The sequence below is a fragment of the Clostridium sp. AF02-29 genome, assembly GCF_934835585.1.
GTDB classification, from domain to species: domain Bacteria; phylum Bacillota; class Clostridia; order Lachnospirales; family Lachnospiraceae; genus Otoolea; species Otoolea fessa.
The window spans coordinates 1-25495 of sequence record NZ_CAKVZK010000026.1 but is presented as its reverse complement, the minus strand read 5'-3'; the positions used below and the strand labels follow the sequence as shown (position 1 = coordinate 25495).

The 25495-nt window shown below is 50.8% G+C and carries 19 protein-coding genes and 1 tRNA gene; 18 read left to right on the top strand and 2 right to left on the bottom strand.

All coding sequences use genetic code 11. The features are described 5' to 3' along the window. Positions 1–15: 15 nt before the first annotated feature. The 7 genes from PUQ60_RS07820 (at position 16) to radA (ending at position 9229) form a co-directional block, all read left to right on the top strand. Complete coding sequence (locus tag PUQ60_RS07820; protein ID WP_273380116.1) at positions 16–2400, top strand: cadherin-like beta sandwich domain-containing protein; 2385 nt, start codon at positions 16–18, stop codon at positions 2398–2400. A gap of 217 nt (positions 2401–2617) precedes the next feature. Then, positions 2618–2992 carry a GntR family transcriptional regulator gene (locus PUQ60_RS07815; RefSeq protein ID WP_022359631.1) on the top strand — a complete coding sequence of 125 codons (375 nt, stop codon included), beginning with the start codon at positions 2618–2620 and terminating at the stop codon, positions 2990–2992. A 73-nt stretch (positions 2993–3065) separates the two neighbouring features. Then, the gene (locus tag PUQ60_RS07810) at positions 3066–3632 is read left to right on the top strand and encodes a UvrB/UvrC motif-containing protein (RefSeq protein WP_107000012.1); all 567 of its coding nucleotides are present in this window, start codon (positions 3066–3068) and stop codon (positions 3630–3632) included. Then, entirely contained in the window at positions 3616–4650 is a 1035-nt protein-coding gene (locus PUQ60_RS07805) for an ATP--guanido phosphotransferase (RefSeq protein ID WP_107000011.1), read from the top strand. The genes PUQ60_RS07810 and PUQ60_RS07805 overlap by 17 nt, the downstream gene beginning before the upstream one ends. Before the next feature lie 28 nt (positions 4651–4678). Further along, positions 4679–7126, top strand: coding sequence for an ATP-dependent Clp protease ATP-binding subunit (locus PUQ60_RS07800; RefSeq protein WP_118472749.1), 2448 nt, complete (start codon positions 4679–4681; stop codon positions 7124–7126). A gap of 124 nt (positions 7127–7250) precedes the next feature. Next, on the top strand, positions 7251–7664 hold the full coding sequence (locus PUQ60_RS07795; protein ID WP_022359635.1) for a hypothetical protein: 414 nt from the start codon (positions 7251–7253) through the stop codon (positions 7662–7664). Positions 7665–7825: 161 nt separating this feature from the next. Beyond that, the gene (gene radA, locus PUQ60_RS07790; protein ID WP_117795810.1) at positions 7826–9229 is read left to right on the top strand and encodes a DNA repair protein RadA; all 1404 of its coding nucleotides are present in this window, start codon (positions 7826–7828) and stop codon (positions 9227–9229) included. 249 nt (positions 9230–9478) lie between these two features. Here the strand turns inward: radA and PUQ60_RS07785 are convergent. Next, a tRNA-Trp gene (locus tag PUQ60_RS07785) sits at positions 9479–9549 on the bottom strand. Positions 9550–10044: 495 nt separating this feature from the next. Between PUQ60_RS07785 and PUQ60_RS07780 the strand changes: the two genes are divergently transcribed. Next, entirely contained in the window at positions 10045–10287 is a 243-nt protein-coding gene (locus PUQ60_RS07780) for an HPr family phosphocarrier protein (protein WP_022359288.1), read from the top strand. Positions 10288–10481: 194 nt separating this feature from the next. Continuing rightward, entirely contained in the window at positions 10482–12866 is a 2385-nt protein-coding gene (locus PUQ60_RS07775; RefSeq protein ID WP_273380124.1) for an ATP-dependent DNA helicase, read from the top strand. Here PUQ60_RS07775 and PUQ60_RS07770 read toward each other — a convergent pair. After that, complete coding sequence (locus tag PUQ60_RS07770) at positions 12802–13725, bottom strand: LysR family transcriptional regulator (protein WP_273400912.1); 924 nt, start codon at positions 13723–13725, stop codon at positions 12802–12804. The genes PUQ60_RS07775 and PUQ60_RS07770 overlap by 65 nt on opposite strands. Positions 13726–13864: 139 nt before the next feature. Here PUQ60_RS07770 and PUQ60_RS07765 point away from each other — a divergent pair, with 139 nt between their 5' ends. From PUQ60_RS07765 to cmk, 9 genes are all read left to right on the top strand, one after another. Then, positions 13865–14419: a sigma-70 domain-containing protein gene (locus PUQ60_RS07765; RefSeq protein ID WP_118524657.1), complete on the top strand. Its 555-nt coding sequence runs from the start codon at positions 13865–13867 to the stop codon at positions 14417–14419. Positions 14420–14425: 6 nt separating this feature from the next. Then, on the top strand, positions 14426–15064 hold the full coding sequence (locus PUQ60_RS07760) for a histidine phosphatase family protein (protein ID WP_273381335.1): 639 nt from the start codon (positions 14426–14428) through the stop codon (positions 15062–15064). Between the two features lie 223 nt (positions 15065–15287). Next, on the top strand, positions 15288–19052 hold the full coding sequence (locus tag PUQ60_RS07755) for a phosphoribosylformylglycinamidine synthase (RefSeq protein WP_273381333.1): 3765 nt from the start codon (positions 15288–15290) through the stop codon (positions 19050–19052). A gap of 377 nt (positions 19053–19429) precedes the next feature. Then, complete coding sequence (locus PUQ60_RS07750) at positions 19430–20533, top strand: hypothetical protein (RefSeq protein WP_118522059.1); 1104 nt, start codon at positions 19430–19432, stop codon at positions 20531–20533. Positions 20534–20767: 234 nt separating this feature from the next. Beyond that, positions 20768–21268, top strand: a complete 501-nt coding sequence (locus PUQ60_RS07745) for a DUF3783 domain-containing protein (protein WP_273381178.1) — start codon at positions 20768–20770, stop codon at positions 21266–21268. A 52-nt stretch (positions 21269–21320) separates the two neighbouring features. Next, the gene (gene pap, locus PUQ60_RS07740; protein WP_117795621.1) at positions 21321–22829 is read left to right on the top strand and encodes a polyphosphate:AMP phosphotransferase; all 1509 of its coding nucleotides are present in this window, start codon (positions 21321–21323) and stop codon (positions 22827–22829) included. Between the two features lie 178 nt (positions 22830–23007). Next, positions 23008–23424 carry a VOC family protein gene (locus PUQ60_RS07735; protein WP_227589675.1) on the top strand — a complete coding sequence of 139 codons (417 nt, stop codon included), beginning with the start codon at positions 23008–23010 and terminating at the stop codon, positions 23422–23424. Between the two features lie 37 nt (positions 23425–23461). Beyond that, the gene (locus PUQ60_RS07730; RefSeq protein WP_118472758.1) at positions 23462–24727 is read left to right on the top strand and encodes an NAD(P)/FAD-dependent oxidoreductase; all 1266 of its coding nucleotides are present in this window, start codon (positions 23462–23464) and stop codon (positions 24725–24727) included. Positions 24728–24750: 23 nt separating this feature from the next. After that, positions 24751–25428: a (d)CMP kinase gene (gene cmk / locus PUQ60_RS07725; protein ID WP_273381174.1), complete on the top strand. Its 678-nt coding sequence runs from the start codon at positions 24751–24753 to the stop codon at positions 25426–25428. Positions 25429–25495 lie beyond the last annotated feature (67 nt).

The following is a 25495-nucleotide window of genomic DNA, read 5'->3' as shown; positions in this document are numbered from 1 at the left end:
GGACAGGGCAGTTGAATGAAAAGGTTTAAAAATATCATATTAGGTATACTTGCGGCAGGTATGCTGACGGTGGCGGCGCCGGTTGGCGGGATCAGCGCCTATGCATCCAGCGCAAAAATTTCATTTTCCGATCCGAGTGCGACGGTGGGTCAGGAGTTCAGCGTCAATGTGAAGATCTCCTCTCAGGATGGAAATCTAGGGGCATCCGACGTGGTACTTTCCTATGATCCGTCGGTCATTGAGTTTGTGAGCGGAAATAACGCAAGCGGCGGTGCAGGTTCCGTCCGCCTGGTTGGAACGATGGATTCCAATTCGACGAAGGCATTTTCCTATACGCTGAAATTCAAGGCAGTGCAGGCGGGAAATACTTCGATCTCTGTGGGAAGTTATGAAGTCTATGACTCAGATGCACAGGCAGTCACAGTTTCTAAAACGGGGACGGCGAGTGTCAAAGTAAAAGCACCGGCAACCTCCTCGGCGGAAGCGGCGCTTTCGTCCTTAAAGATTTCTCCAGGAACACTTTCCCCTGCATTTTCGCCAAATGTGACTTCCTATACGGCGCAGGTAGGAGCCAGCGTCGATAAGCTGGCGGTCAGCGCGAGTGCGAAGGACAGCAAGGCGAAAGTCCTTGTCAGCGGTGATTCCGGCTTAAAGGTAGGTGCTAATATCGTTGTCTGCAAGGTGACGGCGGAGGATGGACAGACAACTAAGAGCTACACGATCACAGTCAATAAGCTAGATACGGTCGATGTGCCGTCAGAGGCAGAGACAGGGGCTGAAACAGAGGCAGTTGGGACAACGCCGGTTGTGACAAACGGGCTGGATGTGGAAATAGACGGCGTTTCCTATACGGTGGCGACGGAATTTGATGCCTCCCTGCTTCCGGAAGGATATACGCAGTCTACCTGTACTTATGGCGGTTCAGAGGTCCAGTGTGGAAATGGCAATGACCTGACGCTTCTGTATTTGCAGGGGGCCGATGGAAATGGTGCGTTTTATATTTATATACCGGAATCCGGTGTGTTATCGCCGTATGTGACGATCGATGTGACAGCAAAGTCGATTCTGGTGCTTCCACCGGATGAGTCGGTTCAGATTCCGGATGGATTTATGGAGACGACCATTCAGTTAAACGGCACGTATAAAGTGCAGGGCTGGGTGTGGAAGAGCGATGAACAGCAGAAGTATTGTGTCGTATATGGTATGAATGAGAGCGGCGAGAAGTCGCTGTACCGGTATGATATTGCAGAAAAGACCTTCCAACGGTATTTTGAAGACCCGTCTCTGGCAACTAAATACGATGATGCACAAGTGGAAGAGATTGTAGATAAGTACAACGCACTTTGCAGGGATTATAATATTCGCTTTGTCATGCTTGCGGTTCTGGGCGTAGCGTGTGTAATCTTGTTCTTTATCGTGATCAATCTTCTGCTCAAGCGGAAAGAGTGGAGAGAGGAAGCGCAGGCAGCCGGAGGCAGACAGAGGTCCAAGCGTCGTCCGTCATCGCCGAATGCACGACCGGCGGCAGACGCACGGGTGAAACGAGGCACTGGGCGCGACAAGAGAGAAGATGGGGAAATGACGCCGGCAAGACCGGCAGCACGGAGTGAGAAGGAGCGCATGGCAGCGGATGACAGACGCCGCCCGTCCGCAGAGCGGATAGAGGAAGGGCGTCGGAGTGCGCGCCGAACCCAAGAGACGCTGGAGACAAGACCGGTTCGCCGGGAGCGGGAAGAGAAGCGCGAGACGCCTCCGGCCCGCCGGACAAGGGATGAGGAGCACGTCTCCCAGCCGGTTCGCCGGGAGCGGAGTATGGAGGCAGCAGCATCGGCAGACCGCGCAAAACGGATGCCGGAGGAAAGACGCCGCCGGGAAGCAGAAAGCGAAAATCGTTCCGAACGCGTCCGTAGAGAAATGCCAGAAGAAAGCAGTCCGGCTTGTGTCCGCAGAGAGGCATCAGAAGAAGAACGTCTGCAGCGCACCCGCAGAGATGCGGCAGAGGAAAGCCGTTCAGAGCGTCCGCGCAGAACTTCGGCAGACGGAAGCCGCGCAGAGCGGGAACGCCAGGCAGTGGCAGAAAGCCGACGCACAGAACGGGAACGTGCCGTTTCAGCAAAAGAAAGCCGCCTGCAGCGCGATTACACGCCGGCATCGGCGCATCGTGCGGCGAAAGAGTCTGCAGCATCGGGAGAACGCCGGAATGCACGCCCGGCGATTTATGTGCGCCCGGCATCCCGCTCGGAGCTTTACTACACGCTGGAACGGGAGGAATACGGTGATCGCCCAACGAGATATGAGTCGGAATCAGAGCGATCCAGACGCGCCCGCGAGGCAAAAGCCCGGTTAGAGCGGGATCGGCGTGATGAGGATGGATTTGAGTATATCGACGATCCGCAGTAAATAAAAGAGGAAAAGATGGATATCTGTCCAGGAGATTTCTGGTGGGTATCTGTCTTTTCTTTTATATCGATTTTTTGTAACAAGTTCACACAATTAACACAGTTTTACAGTTGACGAAAACACCTGTTTGTTATACAATCTATATAACAAATGATAAAACAGGCGGCTGACTGTATTTAGAAACGGGGTTTGCCGTCAGAATGAAAGATGGTGGAGTATGATTGTAGAGATTGATTTTAACAGTGAGGAAGCGCTTTATATTCAGCTCATAAACCAGATCATCATCGGGATTGCGACCGACCAGATCCGGGAGGGCGATACGCTACCATCCGTGCGCCAGTTAGCGGATAACATCGGAATTAACATGCACACGGTCAACAAGGCATATTCTGTACTGAAACAGGAAGGTTTTCTGCGTGTGGACCGCCGCCGCGGGGCAGTGATTGCACTTGATACGGATAAGATGCGGACGATCTCGGAGATGCGCCGGGATCTCAGTGTGATTCTGGCAAGAGGTGTCTGTAAAAATGTGAGCCGCGAGGAGGTTCACAATCTGGTGGATTCCATTTATGACGCATTTACAGCGGAATAGCAGGTTCCGGCTGCGGGCGATGGTTTTTGTGTATTGGAACCGTTGCGGGATGTGTATGTTGGGAGGATAAATTATGCTGTGTGAGAAATGTGGGATTCGCGAAGCGAATATTAAATATACAGAAGTGTTTAACGGCGTCAAGACAGAGCATAATCTCTGCGCCCAGTGCGCGAAAGAGATGGATCTGGGACCGTACTCGGCACTGATTGAGGGAGAATTTCCGCTTGGAAAACTGCTTTCGAGCCTTTTGGGACTGACGGATGCGTCTGCCAGCCAGGCACCGAAAGAGGATGTGGTATGCCCGACCTGCGGCACAACGTATGAAGAATTTATCAAGAACAGCCGTTTCGGCTGCGCGGACTGTTATCATGTGTTTGATCCGTTGCTTGGAGAGAAAATTAAGAAATTGCAGGAAAATTCGAGCCATACCGGCAAACATCCGAAGATCCAGCCGCGCAGTCAGGCGGCTGCAGAGGTGACGAAGAAAGGAGAACTGGAATTCAGCCCGGAAGAGCAGATTAAGCAGCTGAAACGCAGGCTGGAAGCGGCGTTGCAGGAAGAAGACTATGAGACGGCTGCTGCCTGCCGGGATAAGATACACAGTCTGGAAGGAGAGATGAGACATGACGAAATGGTTTGAGGAAGTGGCGAATGATGCGTCCAATATCGTTTCCAGCCGGGTGCGTCTGTCTCGGAACTGGGAAGAATATAAATTTCCGAGCCGTCTGGAGCCGGATGAGGCGCGGACGATGATTGCCCGTTTAAAACAGAATTTCCGCGATCTGGGTGACCGGGACGGTCAGTTTTATGAATATGAAGATCTGGAATTGATGGAGAAGCTTGACCGCACCGCATTGCGGGAACGGCGGCTTTTAAACCGCACGCTGGCGGAGAAGACGACGCCGGGCGGGATTCTCTGTTCGGAGGATGAGCGGGTCAGCATGGTATTAAATGCGGACGATCATATCCGTTTACAGGTGCTGGCATCGGGACTCGATCTGCAAGAATGTTATGCAAAAGCGGATGCGCTGGATGATTATATCAACGAGAAGATTCCGTATGCATTTAATGAGAAATATGGATATCTGACGTCCTATCCGACGAATGTCGGAACAGCAATGAAGGCGTCCGTGGTCGTGCATCTGCCGTCTCTGACAATGAATAAGAAATTTCAGGAACTTCTGGGCGATATGGGACGTTTCGGCACGACCGTGCGCGGCGTTTATGGCAGAGGCAATGAAAACTACGGCGATCTGTACGAGGTAGTCAATCAGAAGACACTCGGCATCACCGAACAAGAGATTCTGGAGCTGGTGGCCAACGTGGCGGGGCAGCTCTCGGCGCAGGAAAATCAGTTCCGCGAGGTCTCTTTGTCGAGGCACCGCCTGGAGCGGGAGGATGAGGCGTACAAGTCCTACGGCGTTCTGAAATATGCGCGCCGGATGACGCTCAAGGAAGCGATGACATTTCTATCTCATGTCTGGGCGGGCATCGCGGACGGGCTGTTAAAACCGGCGGAATTTGTGAGCATTTACCGCCTGATGATCGGCATCCAGCCGGCAAACTTACAGAAACGTTCGAGCAAGCCGCTGGGACGTGAGGAATTGGAGGCAGAGCGGGCTCGGTATCTGCGGGAGGAACTGCCGAAGCTGGTGTAAAGTAAAAAGAAACAGGAGGAACAGTAAAATGATCGATCGTTTTACTCAGAAGGCCAGAGAAGCGATCCGTCTGGCAGTCGAGACAGCGCAGGAGCTGGAACACGGCTATGTGGGGACGGAGCATCTGCTTTTAGGACTGATAAAAGAGGAAACTGGCGTGGCGGCAGCGGTTCTGGCAGAACATGATGTGACAGAAGAGCGTGTCATGGAACTGATGGAGCGTCTGATAAGCCCGGCAGTGGCGACTCAGGTAGAGGGACAGATTGAGTATACGCCGGGGGCGCGCGCCGTGCTGCAGGCGAGTTATGATGAGGCGGTTTTTTTTAAAGCGCCTCTGATTGGAACGGAGCACATCCTGATTGCCATCATCAAGGATGGAAAATCAACTGCGTGCCGTTTACTCAATACAATGAATGTTAATATTCAGAAATTATATGTGGATCTGATGGGGGCTATGGGTGATGATGCGCCGTCCGAGGCAGCGGAAGATGCGGCAGCAGGACGGGTGCGCCCGGAGAAAGGCAATACACCGAATCTGGACAATTTCAGCCGGGATCTGACCCAGATGGCGCGGGACGGAAAGCTCGATCCAGTCATCGGCAGGGAACGGGAAATGAAACGTGTTATTCAGATTTTAAGCCGCCGGACGAAGAATAATCCGTGCCTGATCGGGGAACCAGGCGTCGGAAAGACGGCGGTTGTGGAAGGTCTGGCACAGTTCATTGTTTCCGGCAATGTACCGGAGACGATCGCGAAAAAGCGGGTTGTCAGCCTCGATTTGTCCGGCATGGTCGCAGGATCCAAGTACCGCGGTGAGTTCGAAGAGCGGATTAAGAAGGTACTTGCCGAGGTGCGGGAGAGTGGAAATGTGCTCTTGTTTATTGACGAGATTCACACGATCATCGGCGCAGGCGGCGCGGAGGGCGCGATCGATGCCTCTAATATCCTGAAACCGTCGCTGGCGAGGGGCGAGATTCAGCTCATTGGTGCGACGACGCTGGAAGAATACCGCAAATACATCGAAAAAGATGCGGCCTTGGAACGCCGGTTTCAGCCGGTTATGGTGGATGAGCCGACGGAGGCGGAATCCATTGAGATTTTGAAGGGGCTTCGTAGCCGCTATGAGGAACATCACAAGGTGACGATCCAGGATGAGGCACTGGTGGCAGCGGTGCGCCTGTCTGCCCGCTATATCAATGACCGTTTTCTGCCGGACAAGGCGATCGATCTGATCGATGAAGCATCCTCGAAGCTGCGTCTGACTGTATATACGGAGCCGGAGGAGATCAAAAAGCTCGAAGCGGAGATCAAAAAACTCGAAGGTCAGAAGGAAGAGGCGATCAAGGCTGAAGCCTATGAGAAAGCCGGTGAGATCAAGAAGAAGCAGCAGAAAAAGCAGGAAAAGATTGAAAAGATTCGTGAAAAATGGGAAAAAGAGAAAAATTCACGCAAGTTAGTGGTCGGTGAAAATGAGATTGCGGACATTGTTTCTGACTGGACGAAGATCCCGGTTCGCAAGCTGGCAGAAGAAGAGTCAGAGCGGCTGTTGAAACTGGAGTCCATTCTGCATGAGCGCGTGGTCGGACAGGAGGAGGCTGTATCCGCCGTGGCGCGTGCGATCCGCCGTGGTCGTGTGGGACTCAAGGATCCGAAGCGGCCGATCGGTTCGTTTCTGTTCCTGGGGCCGACGGGTGTCGGAAAAACAGAGCTTTCCAAGGCACTCTCGGAGGCGATGTTTGGCACGGAAAATGCGATGATCCGCGTTGATATGTCGGAGTACATGGAGAAACACAGCGTTTCCAAGATGATCGGTTCGCCGCCAGGATATGTTGGCTACGAGGAGGGCGGACAGCTCAGCGAGAAGGTGCGTCGCAATCCATATTCGGTTATTCTTTTTGATGAGATTGAAAAAGCGCATCCGGATGTATTTAACATTCTGCTGCAGATCCTCGATGACGGACACATTACGGACGCACAGGGACGGAAGGTGGATTTCAAGAACACGATTCTGATTATGACCTCCAATGCGGGCGCTGAAAATATTATTTCCCCGAAGCGGCTTGGATTCTCGTCGGAGAGCGGTGAGAAAGCGGATTATGCGTTTATGAAAGAGCGCGTGATGGAGGAAGTGCGCCGGATGTTTAAGCCGGAGTTTTTAAACCGAATCGATGAGATTTTAGTATTCCATCCTCTGACGAAGGAGAATATCAAGACGATCGCGGGCATTCTGCTGCGCGGCATCAAGAAAAGGACGGAGGATCAGCTTGGAATGACGCTCACGATCACAGATGATGCGATCGATTTCCTGGCAGATAAGGGATATGATTCCAAATATGGTGCAAGACCGTTGCGCCGGACGATCCAGACGCAGATCGAGGATCAGCTTTCTGAGAAGATCCTGGAAGGCACGATCCGGAAAAAAACAGAGGTTCGGATTGAAAAAGATGGCGATCAGCTGAAATTTGAGACGGTCTAAAGGGCTGGAAGCGAAAAGACTGGTAAACCCGGTCGAAGTGTGTTAAAATGATACTACTGAGTAACTGTGTAAGTGCGGAGCAGTTGCGATATTGATTAAAAGGATACTAGGAGGATAAAGCATTATGCCAGTAGTTAGCGAGTTAATCCGCATCGAGGATGACGGAACCATCAGTTTTGGCAATTATATGTTAGCAGCAAAGTCCAAGCTGCAGGATTTTGAATTTCAGGGCGATCTTTATAAGGTAAAAACATTCGGCGAGATTACCAAGCTGGAGCGCAACGGAATGTTCGTATATGAGTCGGTACCGGGCACGGCAGTCAATCATTTCCAGGCGGGAGATACTTCCGTACAGTTTTCGGTTGAGGGCGAGAAGGATGCTCAGATTACCATTCAGTTAGAGGATGAGCGTGAGTATGAGGTATATGTAGACGGCGTATCGGTTGGTGGCATGAAGACCAACGTCAGCGGCAAACTGGTACTGAGCGTGGAGCTGAACCCGGGCAAGGCAACCGCAATCCGGATTGAAGCCAGATAAGGAAAAGAAAAACAAAACGTTACGTACAAATTACAATGCGTGAGATGAAAGCTGCTGCATGGCAGGAATGGCGGGCGTGTGCGCCGGAAGCCGGTTTCCGCCATGCAGCAGCTTTTTGTGTAATAAGGAATATGAGAAGAAGTGTTTGGAAAGGAATCAGCATGGCAAAGGCAAAATCAACGGGATTTTTCTGCAGGGAATGCGGTTATGAATCTTCCAAATGGATGGGGCAGTGCCCGGCGTGCAAGGCGTGGAATACGATGGTGGAAGCGCCGTCCGCACCAGCATCATCCGGTACGGCAGCAGGGCGGTATGCGGCAGCGGCTTCGCTGACGGCGGCACCGGGAAAACGGGTTGGCGCGCAGGCAAAGCCGGTTAGCTTAGATGAAATTGAGCTTTCCGATACGGATCGGACGAGAACCGGATTTGCAGAACTTGACCGGGTGCTTGGAAGCGGCGTGGTGCGTGGCTCCCTGGTGCTGGTCGGCGGAGATCCGGGAATCGGAAAATCAACCCTGCTTCTGCAGGTCTGCCGGAACCTGGCAGGACAGGAACAAAAGGTTTTATACGTCTCCGGCGAGGAGTCATTAAAACAGATCAAACTGCGGGCAAGCCGGATCGGGACGGTGCGCGGACCACTTTCGTTCTTGAGTGAGACGAACCTGGATACGATCGCGGAGGTGATCCGGGAGGTACGCCCGGATGTGGTCGTGATCGACTCGATCCAGACCATGTTTATCGAGGCGGCAGGTTCTGCACCGGGCAGTGTCAGCCAGGTAAGAGAGTGCACCGGCGTCCTGATGCAGCTCGCAAAAGGACTGGGCGTGACAGTCTTTATCGTCGGTCATGTGACGAAAGAGGGCGTTGTGGCGGGACCGCGTATGCTGGAACATATGGTCGATACAGTGCTATATTTTGAGGGCGATCGCCATGCGTCCTACCGGATTCTGCGGGGAGTGAAGAACCGTTTCGGTTCGACCAATGAGATCGGCGTGTTTGAGATGCGGGAGGAAGGACTGGCGGAGGTGCCGAATCCATCCGAATTTATGCTGGAAGGGCGCCCGGCGGAGGCATCCGGTGCGGTGACTGCCTGCTCGATGGAGGGAACCCGCCCGATTCTTCTGGAAGTGCAGGCGCTGGTGTCAAAGACGAATTTCGGACTGCCGCGGCGGACGGCAGCGGGCGTCGATTACAACCGTGTGAACCTGCTCATGGCAGTGTTGGAAAAACGATGTCGTTATGCTCTGTCCGGGTACGATGCGTATGTCAACATTGCAGGCGGCATGAAGATGAACGAGCCGGCGCTTGACCTTGCGATCGTGATGGCGCTGATTTCCAGCTATAAAGACCGTCCTCTGGATGAGAAAACGATCGTATTTGGCGAGGTCGGACTCTCTGGCGAGGTGCGCGCCGTCTCGATGGCAGAGCAGAGAGTCCATGAGGCAGTCAAGATGGGATTTACAAGATGCATTCTTCCGATGGTCAATGTCAGTAAATTGAAACCAAGGTCGGATATCCGGTTGGAAGGGGTGGCAAATGTGCGGGAGGCGATTGGGCTGCTGTAGGTTGCTTGGATTTTGGGAAAATTTAAGAAAAATAATATTGGCGTAATGTGAGTAACAGCAAATTTATCTCAGTGGGAGTTGGGTCTCCGACTGAGATAAATGCTCCGCGAGGATGCGCAGTGATTCTGATAGGAATATGTCAGCTTCGCTGACCAGAATCACGCGCCAAGTCTCACGGACGTTCGACTTGAATGTTTAAAAAACAAAAACGCCAATGACTCATCTCTGAATCACTGACGCCTTTAGAAGCAGGGGAAGAGGGATTCGAACCCCCATTAACGGTTTTGGAGACCGTTGCTCTGCCATTGAACTATTCCCCTTCGTTGCTGACTCAGTTATAATATCATAGCCATAACGAAAAGTCAACAATTTTTTTGTGATTTTTCATTTTTTTTGATTTAATATATTTTTTTCCATTTATTAAGTTTCATTCATCATTTTATATGGAAACTAAATGTCAGGGTAATTTAGCGAAAGGGAACTTGTGTGATCTTACCAGTCGGGGGATTTGCAATGAATATTTAGTCCAACTGCCCGAAATATAGTTGTAAAAGTATTTGATTTATATAGACAATGACAATCTGGCGTGAAATGAATACGACACACAGCTATAACTGTCGCGATATTTTACCAAGAAATACGCTGAGTTTTTGGTAAAAATCATGTGTCGAGAATATGTGATATAAAAGAAATTTAATTGACATTCGACAAAAATCGTGCTATAAACACTGAATAAATCTTTATGGTTTTAAATGTGCCTAAAAAACGGAGGAAAAAATTCTGTTGGTACATTCAGTAAAAAGGAGTTGTTTATTATGAAACAGAGAAAAATTATGCTGAAAACGATAGAAGATGCCAAGAAATTTGTCAATGCTTCTATAAAATGCGATTTTGATATTGATGTTTTTTATAACCGTGTTGTTATTGATGCCAAGTCGATTCTGGGAGTTATGAGCCTGGATCTGACACAGATTCTGACCGTTGAGTACATGGGCGAGGATGCAGAGTATGAGGCGTTTCTTGACACAATGGAAGCGAACAATGTGACAGCGGCATAAAAGGGCTGGAAGGCTGGTTCAAGCGGAACATAGATATCATAGATATTTTGGAAGGATATGTATGGCCCGAATCGGCATGATGAAAGAAAAGTTGATAGTACGAAAATAAAGAAAGACTGCGGGTGCCGGAGAGAAGATGGTGTCTGCAGTCTTTTTGATAGACATAAAATGTACGGGGAAGGGAGGAACCACACATGGAGCTGACCGGCAGGCAGATACGGATCTCCGTCCGCAATCTGGTTGAGTTCGTTCTGCGTTCGGGGGATATTGATAACCGGCGAACGGCGGGTGCACAAAGAGAGGCGATGTTAGCTGGGGGACGGATGCACCGGAAGATACAGCGGCGGATGGGATCAGGGTATCAGGCGGAGGTGTCGCTGCGCCATTCGGTGGAGGAGGACGGATTCCAAATCGTGGTCGAGGGGCGTGCGGATGGAATCATCCGGGATGGAAAAGATGTCACGATCGATGAGATCAAGTGTGTTTACCAGGATGTAAACTGTCTGGAAGAAGCGGTTGGCGTGCATATGGCGCAGGCGCGCTGTTATGGCTATATCTATGGATTACAGGAAGTGCTGGACGAAGTGACACTGCAGCTCACCTACTGTAATCTGGAGACGGAGGAGATCCGCCGCTTTCAGGAGATCCAGACGATGGACGAACTTTCCGAATGGTTTGCTGGTCTGATCCATGAATATGTCAAATGGGCGCGTTACCTCTATCACAATGGGCTGCGACGTGATGAATCAATCAAAGCGCTCGAATTTCCCTATCCGTACCGGGCGGGACAGCGGGATCTGGCGGTGGCGGTTTACCGGACGCTGGAGCGCGGGCGCAGGCTGTTTGTCCAGGCCCCGACCGGGATTGGAAAGACACTTTCGACGGTATTTCCGGCGCTTAAAGCGATCGGGGAAGGGCATGGGCAGAAACTCTTTTACCTGACGGCGAAGACGATCACGCGGACGGTGGCGGAAGAGGCGCTGGCAATTTTGCGGGAACGCGGGCTGTATTTTCGTTCGGTCACGATCACGGCAAAGGAAAAGTTGTGTATTTTGGAAAAACCGGTGTGCAATCCGGAAATGTGCCCGCGTGCGAAAGGGCATTTTGACCGTGTCAACGATGCGGTGTATGAAATTTTGCATCAGGAATTTGGAATCACGCGTTCGGTGATTTTAGAGTATGCGGAAAAATTTCAGGTCTGCCCGTTTGAGTTCTGCCTCGATATTTCTTCGTTTGTGGATGGGATCATATGCGATTATAATTATGTCTTTGACCCGGATGTGCGCTTGAAGCGCTATTTTGCGGATGGGGCGGAGGGAGACTATTTTTTCCTGATGGATGAAGCTCACAATCTGGTATCGCGCGCGCGGGAAATGTACAGTGCTTCTATTATAAAGGAAGAAGTGCTTTTGACGAAAAAGATACTGGGACATCGTGCGCCGGCGCTGGGGCGGCAGCTTACAAGGTTAAATAAGGCGCTTCTGGAGATGAAGCGGGAGTGCGGCGGCTACCAGCTGCTCAAGGATGCCGGACATCTGGTTTCAGTGTTAAACAGTGTTTTTGGAGAAATGGAAAAGTATCTGGAAAAGCCGGGCGGGGAAGATGGACGGGACACGATTCTGGATTTTTATTTTTCGGTGCGACATTTTTTAAATATGTATGAGCGGGTCGATGAGCATTACAGGATTTATACGGAACTTCTGCCGTCCGGCGAATTTGTCATCCGGCTTTATTGTGTCAATCCGATTGAAAATCTGGCGCAGTGCCTGTCGCAGGGGAAAGCAGCGGTCTTTTTCTCGGCAACGCTTCTGCCGCTCCGGTATTACCGGATGCTTCTGTCGGATCAGGAGGAGGACTATACGGTCTATGTGCCGTCCCCGTTTCCGCAGGAGCGGCGTCTTCTGCTGGCGGCGACGGATGTGACGAGCCGGTATACGCGGCGCAATGAGACGGAATACCGGCGGGTACTGCACTACATCCAGGCGATGGCAAGTGCAAAAAAAGGCAATTATATTGTGTTCTTCCCGTCGTACCAGTATATGAACCGGGTGCGGGAAGTGGAAAAACGTTTTGGGAAAACCGGAAAAAGTATGGAAGTTTTGATCCAGGATTCTCACATGACCGAGGAGGAACGGGAAGCATTTTTACAGAAATTTTCTCCCGAACGAACAGCTGAACGTGATACCTCCCTGGTGGCGTTCTGCGTGATGGGCGGTCTGTTTTCGGAGGGAATCGACTTGACAGGCGACCGGCTGATCGGCGTGATCGTGGTCGGAACCGGGCTTCCGATGGTATGCACGGAGCAGAAAATTTTGCAGGGATATTTTGAAGAAGCGGGAAAGGATGGATTTGCATATGCCTACCAGTATCCGGGCATGAATAAGGTACTCCAGGCGGCAGGGCGGGTCATTCGGACTGCGTCCGATCAGGGCGTCATCCTTTTACTGGATGACCGGTTCTGGCGTCGGGAGTACCGGGAATTATTTCCAAGGGAATGGAGCGATGTCAAACGGGTCAGTCTTTCATCTCTGGAGCAGGAGCTTCAGGCGTTTTGGAGCCGTTTTCCAGAAGTTCAATAAATTCACGCGATGCCTGTGAGATCGGCATTGTCTCATTGTGGACGACGACGAGCTGGCGCGGCGGCAGGGCTTCAGTCAGGGTCAGGGCATAAAGTTCTTTTTCGCCAGCCGGGAGACAGAAATCCGGGACAAATGCGATGCCGAGACCGATGCGCGCCAGATCGATGAGCAGATCGTTGCTGCTTAATTCGATCTCCGGTACGAGGTCGAGTTGGTGCTTCTGGAACATGTTGTGCAGAAATTCGCTGGTGGTACTCTTGCGATCCAGCATGAGGATTGGGAGCGCCTGCAGCTCGCGCAGTGTAACCGGGCGGTCTTTCATCGGAAAATAGGTTTCATTGGCGACGAATATATCGTTGAATTCGCGCAGCACATGGATATTCTGCGTTCCACCGAGCCCGGAGTTTGGATAGTTCGTCAGAATAAAATCGACCTGACCGTTGTCCAGAAGCCGCGCACATTCGATGGAGGTACGGTTGGTAACCTTGATGTGGATATTCGGGTAGCGCTTGTGAAATTCGCTTAAAAATGGAACCAGATAATAGCGGCAGATCGTATCGCTTGCGCCAATGCGGAGCTGACCGCCGTTTAAGCTGTTAGAGTCGAGCAGCTGGTTTTCGCCCTGACGGATCAGGTTCATCGCCGGTTCCACGTGCTTGAGTAGGATCTCGCCTTCCGGGGTAAGCTGTACTTTTTTTGTGCTGCGGATGAAAAGAGTCTGGTTCAGTTTCTTCTCCAGTACCTTGATCGACTGGCTGACCGCCGACTGGGAGATGAAAAGTTGCTTAGATGCCTCGGAGAAACTTAACGTCGAGGCTACGTGGTAAAATACTTTATATAATTCATAGTTGATATCCATTTATTAGTCCTCCTTATAGAACTGTATTCAGTGTAACATGATTGGAGGGCGGAGTCAATAATGATTGTATCTGTGTCTTGTTTGTGATAAAATGACGGAATCATCTTAGAAGTATGTATTTTTTAGGAGGGAATACCACATGGAATCTAATACATTTTATGATATTTACTTAGAGGAACTGAAAAATCTCCCGCAGGGCACGCCGGAGGAGGAAACGGCGCTTCTGAAAAAACTGACGGAGGGGGACAAGACCGCGGCTTCCCGTCTGACGGAGTTAAAACTGGCGAAGGCGGTTCAGATCGCGGAGGAGTACCACGATCGGGGACTTCCGGCGGGCGATCTGGTGCAGGAGGCAAATATGGCGCTGTTTTTGTTCGCAAGCGAGTACGAAAACGGTGATTTCGACGCGCAGATGGAGAAAAAGGTGCGCGCGGCGATCGAGGATGCGCTGCAGATTCAGAACCGCGAGACGAAGATCGAGGAGGAGATGGCGGCGCGTGTTAATGTCCTCAAGGATATTTCTGCGAGCATGGCGCGGGAGCTGGGACGTGAGGCGACCCTTGCGGAATTGGCGGAGCGCATGAAGATGAGCGAGGATGAGATCCGTGACATCATGAAGCTGACGATGGACGCGATGAAGGTCAGCGGTCAGGCGGCAGAGATGGCTCAGAAAGAGATAGATGAACAGGAGTAATAGAAAATGCTGTTTTATTTGGTACGCCACGGTCAGACTGACTGGAACCGGGCGGGAAAGATACAGGGAACGACGGATATTCCGCTGAACGAAACAGGACGGCAGCAGGCGGAGCAGCTTGCCACTGTCCTGAAAGAAAGGAGCGGCTATCCGGCAAAAACGCGGATCGATGCGGTCTATGCCAGCCCGCTTGCGCGTGCATTCCAGACGGCGGAGATCCTGGCAAAGGAAGAAAAATTACCGCTCCGCCGCCTGACGGGGCTGCGGGAGCGCGATTTTGGATGCTGGGAAGGCAAAAGCTGGCAGCAGGTGGAAGCAGAGTACCCGGATGAATTTCATCTGTGGAGGGAACAGCCGATGGTCGGCATCCCGTCCGGCGGAGAATCAAGAAAATCCTGCGAGGCGCGGAGTGAACGGGCGATCCGACAGATTTTGGAGGAGACAGCCGGGGATGCGGTGATCGTGGCGCACGGTGGGATCCTCGTCTTTTTGATGAATTATCTGCTCCGTTTCCATCGGGAGCCGCAGGAGATCATTGTGGCGAATGCCAGTCTGTCGGTTGTTTCGTATGACCGTTCGACGGGGATGGGAAAGCTGCTTGCACTGAATGAGACAGGGACGTTGGAACAGAAAAAATCGTTTTAAAGAATGATTTCAAAATGAAAAAAGCAGGAATGAAATAAGGCAAGAGATAATTGTTCAATAAGATATGTTAATAAAAAATATTAAATATATTAATTTTACTAATCTATAAAAATTGTGTATGATAAAGGCAGATGCTAGAAGAAGGCATTTGCCTTTTATGCTAAAAAATGAATGTATTTTACAGAACATGAAACATTAAAATACGAAAAAACAGGAGGAAAACATGAGCGTAAGACGTATTTTCGTTGAGAAAAAACCGGAATTTGCCGTATTGGCTCACGATCTGAAAGAGGAGATCGCAAGCTATCTGGGGATCGACACGATCACCGATGTCCGCGTACTGATCCGCTATGATATTGAGGATGTATCGGAGGATGCATATCAGAAAGCGCTGATTACTATCTTCTCTGAGCCGCCGGTTGATTTTGTCTATGAGGAGGCATTCCCGTCCAAGGAAGGCGATACGATCTTTTCCGTTGAGTTCCTGCCGGGACAGTTCGATCAGAGAGCCGATTCCGCAGAACAGTGTGTGAAACTTCTGAATGAAGAGGAAAATCCGGTGATCCGTTCCGCGACAACTTATGTTATTTCCGGAACACTGACCGCGGAGCAGATCGAGGGCATCAAGTCCCTGTGCATTAACCCGGTGGATTCCCGTGAGAATAACAACGCAAAGCCGGAAACGCTGGTAACGGTATTTGAGCAGCCGGAGGATGTCAAGATTTTCGATGGTTTCTGCGGTTATGGCGAGGCAGAGTTAAAAGAACTCTACGATTCCCTGAACCTTGCGATGACGTTCAAGGATTTCGAGCATATCCACAACTACTTTAAGAACGAAGAGAAGAGAGATCCGTCTGTGACCGAGATCCGCGTGCTGGATACATATTGGTCCGATCACTGCCGTCATACGACCTTCCAGACTGAGTTAAAGGACGTTACCTTTACAAAGGGCGATTACAATGAGCCGATGGAAGCTTCCTACAAACAGTATCTGGCAGATCGCGAGGTTCTCTACAAAGATCGCGATGACAAGTTTGTCTGCCTGATGGATCTGGCTGTTCTCGCTATGAAGAAGCTTCGTCGTGAAGGCAAGCTGGAGGATCTGGAGGAGTCTGAGGAGATTAATGCGTGCAGTATCGTAGTTCCGGTTACCATCGACGGCAAGGAAGAAGAGTGGCTGGTAAACTTTAAAAATGAGACCCACAACCATCCGACCGAGATTGAGCCGTTTGGTGGCGCTGCCACCTGCTTGGGCGGTGCTATCCGTGACCCGCTTTCCGGACGTACCTATGTATATCAGGCTATGCGTGTGACCGGTGCGGCTGATCCGACCCGTCCGATGTCGGAGACACTGCACGGCAAACTTCCGCAGAAGCGCATCGTAAAGGATGCAGCACATGGCTACAGCTCCTACGGTAACCAGATCGGTCTTGCTACCGGCTATGTAAAAGAGATTTATCATCCAAATTATGTGGCAAAACGTATGGAGATCGGTGCTGTTATGGCAGCAGCTCCGCGCAAAAACGTCATCCGTGAGACTTCCGATCCGGGAGATGTAATCATCCTGATGGGTGGACGTACCGGCCGTGATGGTATCGGCGGCGCAACCGGTTCTTCCAAGGTACATACCGAGGAGTCCATCGAGGTCTGCGGCGCAGAGGTTCAGAAGGGCAATGCACCGACCGAGCGTAAATTACAGAGACTGTTCCGCCGCCCAGAGGTCAGCCGTCTGATCAAGAAGTGTAACGACTTTGGCGCCGGCGGCGTGTCGGTAGCGATCGGTGAGTTAGCTGACGGACTTCAGATTGACCTTGATAAGGTTCCGAAGAAATATGCAGGTCTGGACGGAACGGAGATTGCGATTTCCGAGTCACAGGAGCGTATGGCTCTGGTGGTAGACCCGAAAGATGTTGATAAGATGCTTGCTTATGCAGCAGAAGAGAACCTGGAGGCAGTTCCGGTTGCCGTTGTTACCGAGTCCCCGCGCCTGGTTCTGAACTGGAGAGGCAAGACGATCGTAGATTTAAGCCGTGCATTCCTGGATACCAACGGTGCTCATCAGGAGACAACCGTTACCGTTGAGGTTCCGACCAGGGAAGGCAATGTATTTGATAAACAGGAAGTAAAGGATGTCAAAGAAAAATGGCTGTCCATGCTTTCTTCCTTAAATGTATGCTCTCAGAAGGGTCTGGTTGAGATGTTCGACAGCACCGTGGGCGCAAGCAGTGTATTCCTGCCATATGGCGGCGTCCACCAGATGACTGAGATACAGGCGATGGTGGCAAAACTGCCGATGAGCGAGGGCAAATGCGATACCGTTACCATGATGAGCTACGGCTATGATCCGTACCTGTCCAGCTGGAGCCCGTACCACGGCGCTACTTACGCAGTGCTGGATTCTGTTGCTAAGATCGTGGCAAACGGCGGTGATTTCCACAAGATCCGCTTTACCTTCCAGGAGTACTTCAAACGTATGACGGAAGATCCGAAGAGATGGGGCACACCGTTCTCCGCTCTGCTCGGTGCTTACAGTGCGCAGCTCGGATTTGGACTTCCGTCCATCGGCGGCAAGGACAGTATGTCCGGCAGCTTCTATGATGAAGAGCACGGAGAAATCGATGTACCGCCGACACTGGTTTCCTTTGCAGTTGATATTTCCGATACAAAACACGTGGTATCTCCGGAATTTAAGAAAGCGGGCAGCAAGATTGTTCTCTTTACCATCGAGAAAGATGCACATGACCTGCCGGTATACAGCCAGATCATGGATGGTTACGAGAAAATCTACCGCGATATGGAGTCTGGAAAGATTATTTCCGCATATGCGGTTGAGGGTGCTGGTGTTGCAGAGGCTGTCAGCAAGATGGCATTTGGTAACCGCCTGGGCGTAAAGATTGAGCACAATGTAGATCCGAGAGACTTCTTCGCCGCTGGCTGGGGCAATATTGTCTGCGAGGTTCCGGACGGCAAGGTAGGCGAGCTGTCCATTCCGTACACCGTGATCGGTGAGGTAACCGACAAGGGAACCTTCGAGTATGGCAGTACCGTGATCTCCATGGAAGAGGCTCTGAAAGCATGGACCGGAACCCTGGAGAAAGTGTTCCCGACCGCTTCCGGCGCACCGATGAAGGCAGCAGAAGAGACACTTTACAATACCGATAAGGTATATGTATGCAAACATAAAGTGGCAAAACCAACTGTATTTATTCCGGCAATGCCGGGTACCAACTGCGAGCTGGACAGCGCGAAAGCGTTTGAGGCAGCCGGAGCGGAGACGATTGTGCGTGTATTCCGCAACCAGAATGCATCCGATATCCGTTCTTCCATCGAGCAGTACAAAGAGGATATCAAGAAATCCCAGATCATCATGTTCCCGGGTGGATTCTCCGCAGGTGATGAGCCGGATGGTTCGGCTAAATTCTTCGCTACGGTATTCCGCAATGAGGCGATGATGGAGGAGATCGACAAACTGCTTCATGACCGGGATGGCCTGGTACTGGGTATCTGCAATGGCTTCCAGACATTAATCAAACTGGGACTTTTAACCGGAGGCAAGATTGAGCCGCAGAAAGCAGATTCCCCGACTCTGACAACCAACAACATTGGACGCCACATTTCCCGCATGGCATACTTAAAGGTTGTATCTAACCTGTCCCCGTGGCTCAGAAAAGCAGAGCTGGGAGGCGTATACTGCAACCCGATGTCCCATGGTGAAGGACGTTTCGTAGCCAACGAGGAGTGGCTTGCAAAACTTCGCGCCAATGGTCAGATCGCGATCCAGTACAGCGATCCGAACGGAAACTTATCCGTCAGCGAGGAGTGGAACCCGAACGGTTCCTACCAGTGCATCGAGGGTATCACAAGCCCGGATGGACGTATTCTTGGTAAGATGGGTCACAACGAGCGCTGCTGGAGCGATACAGGCATGAATATCTATGGAAATCAGGATATGCAGCTGTTTGCTTCAGGTGTGGAGTATTTCAAATAAAATGAACACCTGCTTTTAAGTAAGGTAGAAATAGACCGGACCGCAGAAATCTGCCCCGGTCTATTTTTTGTGCGATAGAAAATTCCTTGGAATTCCCCATCACACAAAAAGGTACATTCTTTTTTATGTCACAGGAAATATCAATTATGATATAAATTTTATCATTGACGAAAATGTCAGAAAACCTTAAACAAAAAGTTATTCTCAGGTAATAAAAGTGTGCTATCCTGTTAATAACAGAAAACAGACATTTACTCCAAAAAACAAGGAAAAAATTTTGAAAATACCGACAGTTTATTTTGACGCAGGCAGATATGTTTGTTATAATGGAAACAAGAGTTTGTACGCGAGAGTACATTAAAAAAGGAGGATGGGATATGAGACATAACCTGAAGGCAGCGGCGGTTTCCGCTCTTGCTATCATGGCGGCACTGGCTATGAGTATTCCGGCATACGCGGCTGACAAAAAGATTTCGGAAGTTAAGTTCCGTGTCAATGCGAAACCGGAAGCGGGCGACAGCATCGGGGATCCGGATGTACAAGTTACGAAGGGTAATGTTGAGATTACCGAGCAGGAGTTTGACAATGACGACAGCGAGTGGGAGAGAGGTGATAAGCCGGTCATCTACCTGACGATCGAGGCAAAGGACGGTTATCAGTTATCCGGCACAAAGCTTTCTGCAACCAAGTCGGCTTACAAAGTTACGAAGCGATCTGGCGATAAGAGCGAGTGGAAAGTTAAGATTACGATGTCAGCTGTTGACGGCGATTTGGATACGGTCGAAGATCTTAGCTGGAGCAATCGTACCGCAACCTGGGACAGCGTATCGGATGCAAGCAAGTATGAAGTTAAACTGTACCGCAACAGTTCTACCGTAACGACTGTTACAACCACAGGCACAAGCTACAATTTCTACCCATACATGACGAAATCCGGCGATTATACCTTTAAGGTACGCGCGGTTGATGGAAGCGACAAGGGTGAGTGGAGTGATGAGTCCGATGAATATTATATGAATTCTTCAGATGTGTATACAGGTACACCTCCGACCGATAATTCTTCTGGTGGTTCCACTCCGGCAAATGCGAATGGTCAGTGGGTAAACAGCATTTACGGCTGGTCTTACTACATCAATGGTGTACCGGTTAAGAACAACTGGGTATATGTTGATAATGAGTGGTATCATCTGAATGCAAACGGCTTCATGGATACAGACTGGATCTATACTGATAATAACTGGTTCTATTTAAACCCGGTATCCGATGGTACGAGAGGCAAGATGCTGACCGGCTGGCAGCAGATTGGACCGTACAAGTATTATCTGAATCCGGTATCCGACGGTACCCGTGGTGCAAGAAAGACAGGCTATCAATTCATCGATGGCGCATGGTATCTGTTTGACCTGAATAGCGGAGCACTCTGGACGAACATGGTAGCTCCGAACGGTATGGTAGCGGATGCAAATGGTGTTCTTCACTAAGGAGATATCTGACTGCAGACCGGAAGAGGATCTGAAATGCGGAAACATACATAAATGAAACAAAAATCAGACAGCGGCAGACAGCGGACGAGCGAAAGCAAGTGGCTGATGCCGCTGTTTTTTGTTTTTCTTGCACAGAAGGGGAGAAAAAGGATATAATAGAGAATCATATTGAGAAGCCGGAGAATTGATGAGGCGGGAATAAGAAACAGAGAGGAGAATCGATAAATTACGATGAAACCAACTGTATTATTGTATAATTTTACTGATTCCAAAAGAAAAATGAAAGTGCAGCAGGCGCTTATGCCGCTGGGATTCCGTTTAAGGGCAGTGAAAAAGGAGGAGTACGGGCTGCCGGTGGGCGTGCTGGCTGGCGTGAAAGGACTGGATGAGGATGTCCTCAGGGAAGCCGGACAGGCAATAGAGGCCGGGGAGGAAACGCAAAAAGAAGGGACCGCGCAGAAACAGGCAGACGGGAGGCTGCAGCGAGAAGTGCCGGAGAATGATTCTTCCAGGAAAATGGATTTCTCGGATGAGATGGCGATTATGGCAGGCTTTTCTTCCGCCCAGATCGATGCATTTATCTATGCACTCCGAAAAAAGGGAGTCGGACGGATTGATTATAAAGCAGTCCTGACACCGTATAATATGAAGTGGGATTCGGTACAATTATATGAAGAGATCAAAAAAGAGCATGAGATGATGACGGGGAAAGGTAAAGACGAAGCATTGTGATGCCATGGGATTGGTGAAAGGTCATTTTACTGCTTGATGTGGAGGTGGAAAGATGCTGGAAAAAGTAGATTTGAATAAATCAGTGGATAAGGAAAACTACAAGAAGCTTCGGGAAGAGATGGATGTGAAGCTGGGAGAATTGCAGCGCGCCTGTAAGGCGGAAAAGATCCCGGTTGTCATCGTATTTGACGGCTTCGGGGCAGGCGGTAAGGGAACGCAGATCAACCGCCTGATCCAGCCGCTGGATCCGCGCGGCTTTGATGTTTATGCGAGCCGGGAGACGGGGGAAGAGGAACGGATGCGTCCATTTCTCTGGCGGTATTGGACGAAGACACCGGAAGATGGCCGAATGATGATCTTTGACAAGAGTTGGTACGATAAGGTTACCGTTGACCGGTTTGACAAAGAGACGAAGCGGCAGGAGTTAAACGGGGCGTTCCGGGATATCCTTTCATTTGAAAAGCAGCTGGCAGATTCCGGCATGATTCTGATCAAATTGTTTCTGTATATTTCCAGGGACGAGCAGAAAAAGCGCTTTAAACGGCTGGAAGAAAGCAAAGAGACTGCGTGGCGTGTGACGGAGGCGGACTGGAAGCGCAACAAAGATTACGATACATTTCTGGAGATGAATGAGGAAATGCTGCAGCGGACGGATACCGGGTACGCGCCGTGGACGATCGTGGAAGCGACTGATAAAAATTATGCGGCAGTCAAGATTTTATCCACCGTCACAGACCGGCTGGAGTATGAGCTGAACCGTCGCCGAATGGAACGCGAGGAAGGGGCGGTGCATCCGCCGGTCAAACTTCCAGATGAGCGGTTTAAAAATGGCGTGCTTTCCGGCGTGGATCTGACGAAAACGCTGACACGCGAGGAATATAAGGAACGTCTGGATAAGCTGCAGAAAAAGCTGGAGGTGCTGCACGGCGAGCTGTACCGGCTGCGGATTCCGGTGGTGATCGGCTTTGAAGGCTGGGATGCGGCGGGAAAAGGCGGTGCGATCCGGCGCCTGACAAGCCACCTGGATCCACGCGGCTACAAGGTCAATCCGACGGCGGCACCGAATGATGTGGAGAAGGTACACCATTATCTGTGGCGTTTCTGGCGGGAGATGCCGAAAGCGGGGCATATTGCGATTTTCGACCGCACCTGGTACGGACGCGTGATGGTGGAGCGGATCGAGGGTTTCTGCAGTGAGGCGGACTGGAAACGGGCATATCAGGAAATCAATGAGATGGAAGAGCACATGGCGAATTTTGGCGCGGTGATCGTGAAATTCTGGATTCATATTGATAAAGATGAGCAGGAACGCCGCTTTAAGGAGCGCATGGAGGCTCCGGCAAAACAGTGGAAAATCACGGACGAAGATTGGCGCAACCGTGAAAAATGGGACGCATACGAGCAGGCAGTCAATGAGATGCTGGTGCGGACCTCTACCACCTATGCCCCGTGGACGATCATAGAAGGAAATTCCAAATATTTCGCGCGCGTCAAGGTGCTGGAAACGGTTGTGGAGGCGATGGAGGAGAAGATCCGTGAGGTAAAAAAGCTGCGTAAGTGATAGAAAGAAGCGGACGGCCGATTTGGTAATCATGTGTGGAAATATGCAGAAGCGCGGTTGCAATTCTTCGTAAGATACAGTAAAATCAATATTTAAAGAAAAAGACGGCAATTTTGAAAAATACAAACATTTGTGTAAACTTTGCGTTAAATGTAGCGATAGAAAGGAAGCGGACAAAATGGAGCAGACAGCAAAAGAGCGCACACTAGCATTTATGGCAGAGCATGCGGGGGATCCAACCCCGATGGAATTATTTCATATGCACGTAAAACACGTGGGAATCAATACAAAATCGGAAGACGAGGCCTGGGAGGTTGCTGAGACACTGGCGCGCCTGATGGGGCTGATGCCGCGCGAGACGGAGAAAGCGGTGTTCAGCGGTGACCTGACGGAAAATATGAAAGTGGAGAGCCACGGAACCTACGGCCATATTGGCTTTGGCGTAAATGATTGCGAGGCGGCGATCCGATACTTTGTGAACCGCGGTATGACGCTTCGGGAAGAGACGAAGCGCTTTGATGAGCAGGGTCGCTGTATTTTCGCCTATTTTAAAGAAGAAGTCGGCGGATTTGCGATCCACCTGGTACAGGATTGATAGCACCAGGCGATATAAAAACGAAAAGGATAGCAATATGAAAAAAATAATCGTGATCGGCGGCGGGGCAGCCGGCATGGCGGCTGCGATTGCGGCGGCGGAAAATGGCTGCGCGGCAACGATCTATGAAAAGAATGAGAAACTGGGAAAAAAGATCTATATCACGGGAAAAGGGCGCTGCAATGTGACGAATGACTGTGATATGGAAGGCCTGTTTGACAGTGTTGTGACAAACAGCCGCTTTTTATACAGTGCATTTTACGGTTTTAGTAACCAGGATATGAAGGATTTTCTGGAGGCGAACGGCTGTCATGTTAAGGTGGAGCGCGGCAACCGTGTCTTTCCGGTGTCTGACCGGGCGTCGGATGTGACATCGGCATTTGCAAGACGGCTGCGGGAACTGCGCGTGAAAGTAGAATTGAATCAGGGAGTCCGGGAACTGTGGCTGGAGGATGGTGTATTAAAAGGTGTGATTCTGGCGCAGGGCGGTAATGAGCGTGGGAAAAAGGACTCCTACATAGCTGCGGATGCAGTGATCGTGGCGACGGGCGGTTTGTCCTACCCGACGACCGGCTCAACCGGCGATGGTTACCGGTTTGCGGAGGCAGCAGGGCACAAGGTGACGGAACTTTCGCCGGCGCTTGTTCCGTTTGAGACGAAGGAAGATGTGAAGGAGCTGCAGGGACTCTCCCTGCGGAACGTGGAAGCTGCTGTTTTAAATGGAAAGAAAGAGGTTTACCGTGAATTTGGTGAGATGCTGTTTACCCATTACGGTGTTTCGGGTCCGGTACTCTTGAGTGCCAGCAGTTATGCGGCGAAAAAACTGAAAAAGGGTCCGCTGACTCTGATGATCGATCTGAAACCGGCGCTTTCCATGGAACAGCTCGATGCGCGGATTCTGCGCGATTTTGAGGCGGAGAAGAATAAACAGTTTAAAAATGCGCTGAACCATCTGTACCCATCAAAACTGATACCAGTCATAATTCGCCGCAGCGGCATTGAGCCGGACAAGCAGGTCAACGCCGTGACGAAGGAAGAGCGGAGACGTCTGGCGGAGGTGACAAAGCATTTTACATTGACGCTGACCGGGCTGCGAGGTTTCAATGAGGCGATCATTACCCAGGGCGGTGTGACGGTAAAAGAAGTGAATCCATCCACGATGGAGTCGAAGAAGCTTCCAGGGCTTTATTTTGCAGGGGAAGTGCTGGATCTCGATGCAGTCACGGGCGGCTACAACTTACAAATTGCGTGGTCGACCGGCATGCTGGCGGGACGGAGCGCAGCGGAAAATCATGAATTATAACGATATGAAAAAGGGGAAACGAAATGCCGATTAATATAGCGATTGATGGACCAGCTGGGGCTGGAAAGAGCACAGTGGCAAAGAAGCTGGCGGAAGATTATGGATATATTTATGTTGATACAGGGGCGATGTACCGGGCGATGGCATTGTATTTTTTGCGCCAGGGCATCGACAGCCATGATGAGGCGGCGATCGGACGCGCCTGTGAGACGGTTTCCATTTCACTGGAATATGAAAATGGGATCCAGCAGGTTTATTTAAATGGGGAGAATGTCAGCAGCGAGCTTCGGACGGAGGCGGTTGGAAATATGGCTTCGAATACCTCTGTCTATGCGCCGGTCCGCAAAAAACTGGTGGAGCTGCAGCGTGAATTAGCCGGACGCCGGGATGTCGTGATGGATGGCCGGGATATCGGAACGGCGGTTCTGCCGGATGCGACCCTGAAAGTATATCTGACCGCGAGCAGCCGTGTGAGAGCTGGACGCCGTTATAAAGAGCTGACCGAACGCGGGGAAAGCTGTTCCCTGGAGGCGATCGAGCAGGATATCATCGAGCGCGATTACCGCGATATGCACCGGGAATTGTCGCCTCTCAAGCAGGCGGAGGACGCCATTTTACTGGATACTTCTGAGTTGGATTTTGAAGAGGTAATGCGGGAGATGGAGAAGTTGGTTGAGGCGGCGAAGAAAAAGCAGGCATAAGACTTTAATTTAGAAAATGTGTAACAGTTCAGTAGGTCTGCGCATTTACTGCGCTGACCGTACGAAA

Excerpts from the sequence above, each read along its gene's own strand:
- PUQ60_RS07815 (WP_022359631.1), top strand. The coding sequence starts at position 2,618 with ATGATTGTAGAGATTGATTTTAACAGTGAGGAAGCGCTTTATATTCAG.
- PUQ60_RS07730 (WP_118472758.1), top strand. The coding sequence starts at position 23,462 with ATGAAAAAAATAATCGTGATCGGCGGCGGGGCAGCCGGCATGGCGGCT.
- cmk (WP_273381174.1), top strand. The coding sequence starts at position 24,751 with ATGCCGATTAATATAGCGATTGATGGACCAGCTGGGGCTGGAAAGAGC.
- PUQ60_RS07745 (WP_273381178.1), top strand. The coding sequence starts at position 20,768 with ATGAAACCAACTGTATTATTGTATAATTTTACTGATTCCAAAAGAAAA.
- PUQ60_RS07735 (WP_227589675.1), top strand. The coding sequence starts at position 23,008 with ATGGAGCAGACAGCAAAAGAGCGCACACTAGCATTTATGGCAGAGCAT.
- PUQ60_RS07820 (WP_273380116.1), top strand. The coding sequence starts at position 16 with ATGAAAAGGTTTAAAAATATCATATTAGGTATACTTGCGGCAGGTATG.
- PUQ60_RS07755 (WP_273381333.1), top strand. The coding sequence starts at position 15,288 with ATGAGCGTAAGACGTATTTTCGTTGAGAAAAAACCGGAATTTGCCGTA.
- PUQ60_RS07810 (WP_107000012.1), top strand. The coding sequence starts at position 3,066 with ATGCTGTGTGAGAAATGTGGGATTCGCGAAGCGAATATTAAATATACA.
- PUQ60_RS07775 (WP_273380124.1), top strand. The coding sequence starts at position 10,482 with ATGGAGCTGACCGGCAGGCAGATACGGATCTCCGTCCGCAATCTGGTT.
- PUQ60_RS07760 (WP_273381335.1), top strand. The coding sequence starts at position 14,426 with ATGCTGTTTTATTTGGTACGCCACGGTCAGACTGACTGGAACCGGGCG.
- PUQ60_RS07805 (WP_107000011.1), top strand. The coding sequence starts at position 3,616 with ATGACGAAATGGTTTGAGGAAGTGGCGAATGATGCGTCCAATATCGTT.
- PUQ60_RS07770 (WP_273400912.1), bottom strand. The coding sequence starts at position 13,725 with ATGGATATCAACTATGAATTATATAAAGTATTTTACCACGTAGCCTCG.
- pap (WP_117795621.1), top strand. The coding sequence starts at position 21,321 with ATGCTGGAAAAAGTAGATTTGAATAAATCAGTGGATAAGGAAAACTAC.
- PUQ60_RS07795 (WP_022359635.1), top strand. The coding sequence starts at position 7,251 with ATGCCAGTAGTTAGCGAGTTAATCCGCATCGAGGATGACGGAACCATC.
- PUQ60_RS07800 (WP_118472749.1), top strand. The coding sequence starts at position 4,679 with ATGATCGATCGTTTTACTCAGAAGGCCAGAGAAGCGATCCGTCTGGCA.
- PUQ60_RS07780 (WP_022359288.1), top strand. The coding sequence starts at position 10,045 with ATGAAACAGAGAAAAATTATGCTGAAAACGATAGAAGATGCCAAGAAA.
- PUQ60_RS07765 (WP_118524657.1), top strand. The coding sequence starts at position 13,865 with ATGGAATCTAATACATTTTATGATATTTACTTAGAGGAACTGAAAAAT.
- PUQ60_RS07750 (WP_118522059.1), top strand. The coding sequence starts at position 19,430 with ATGAGACATAACCTGAAGGCAGCGGCGGTTTCCGCTCTTGCTATCATG.
- radA (WP_117795810.1), top strand. The coding sequence starts at position 7,826 with ATGGCAAAGGCAAAATCAACGGGATTTTTCTGCAGGGAATGCGGTTAT.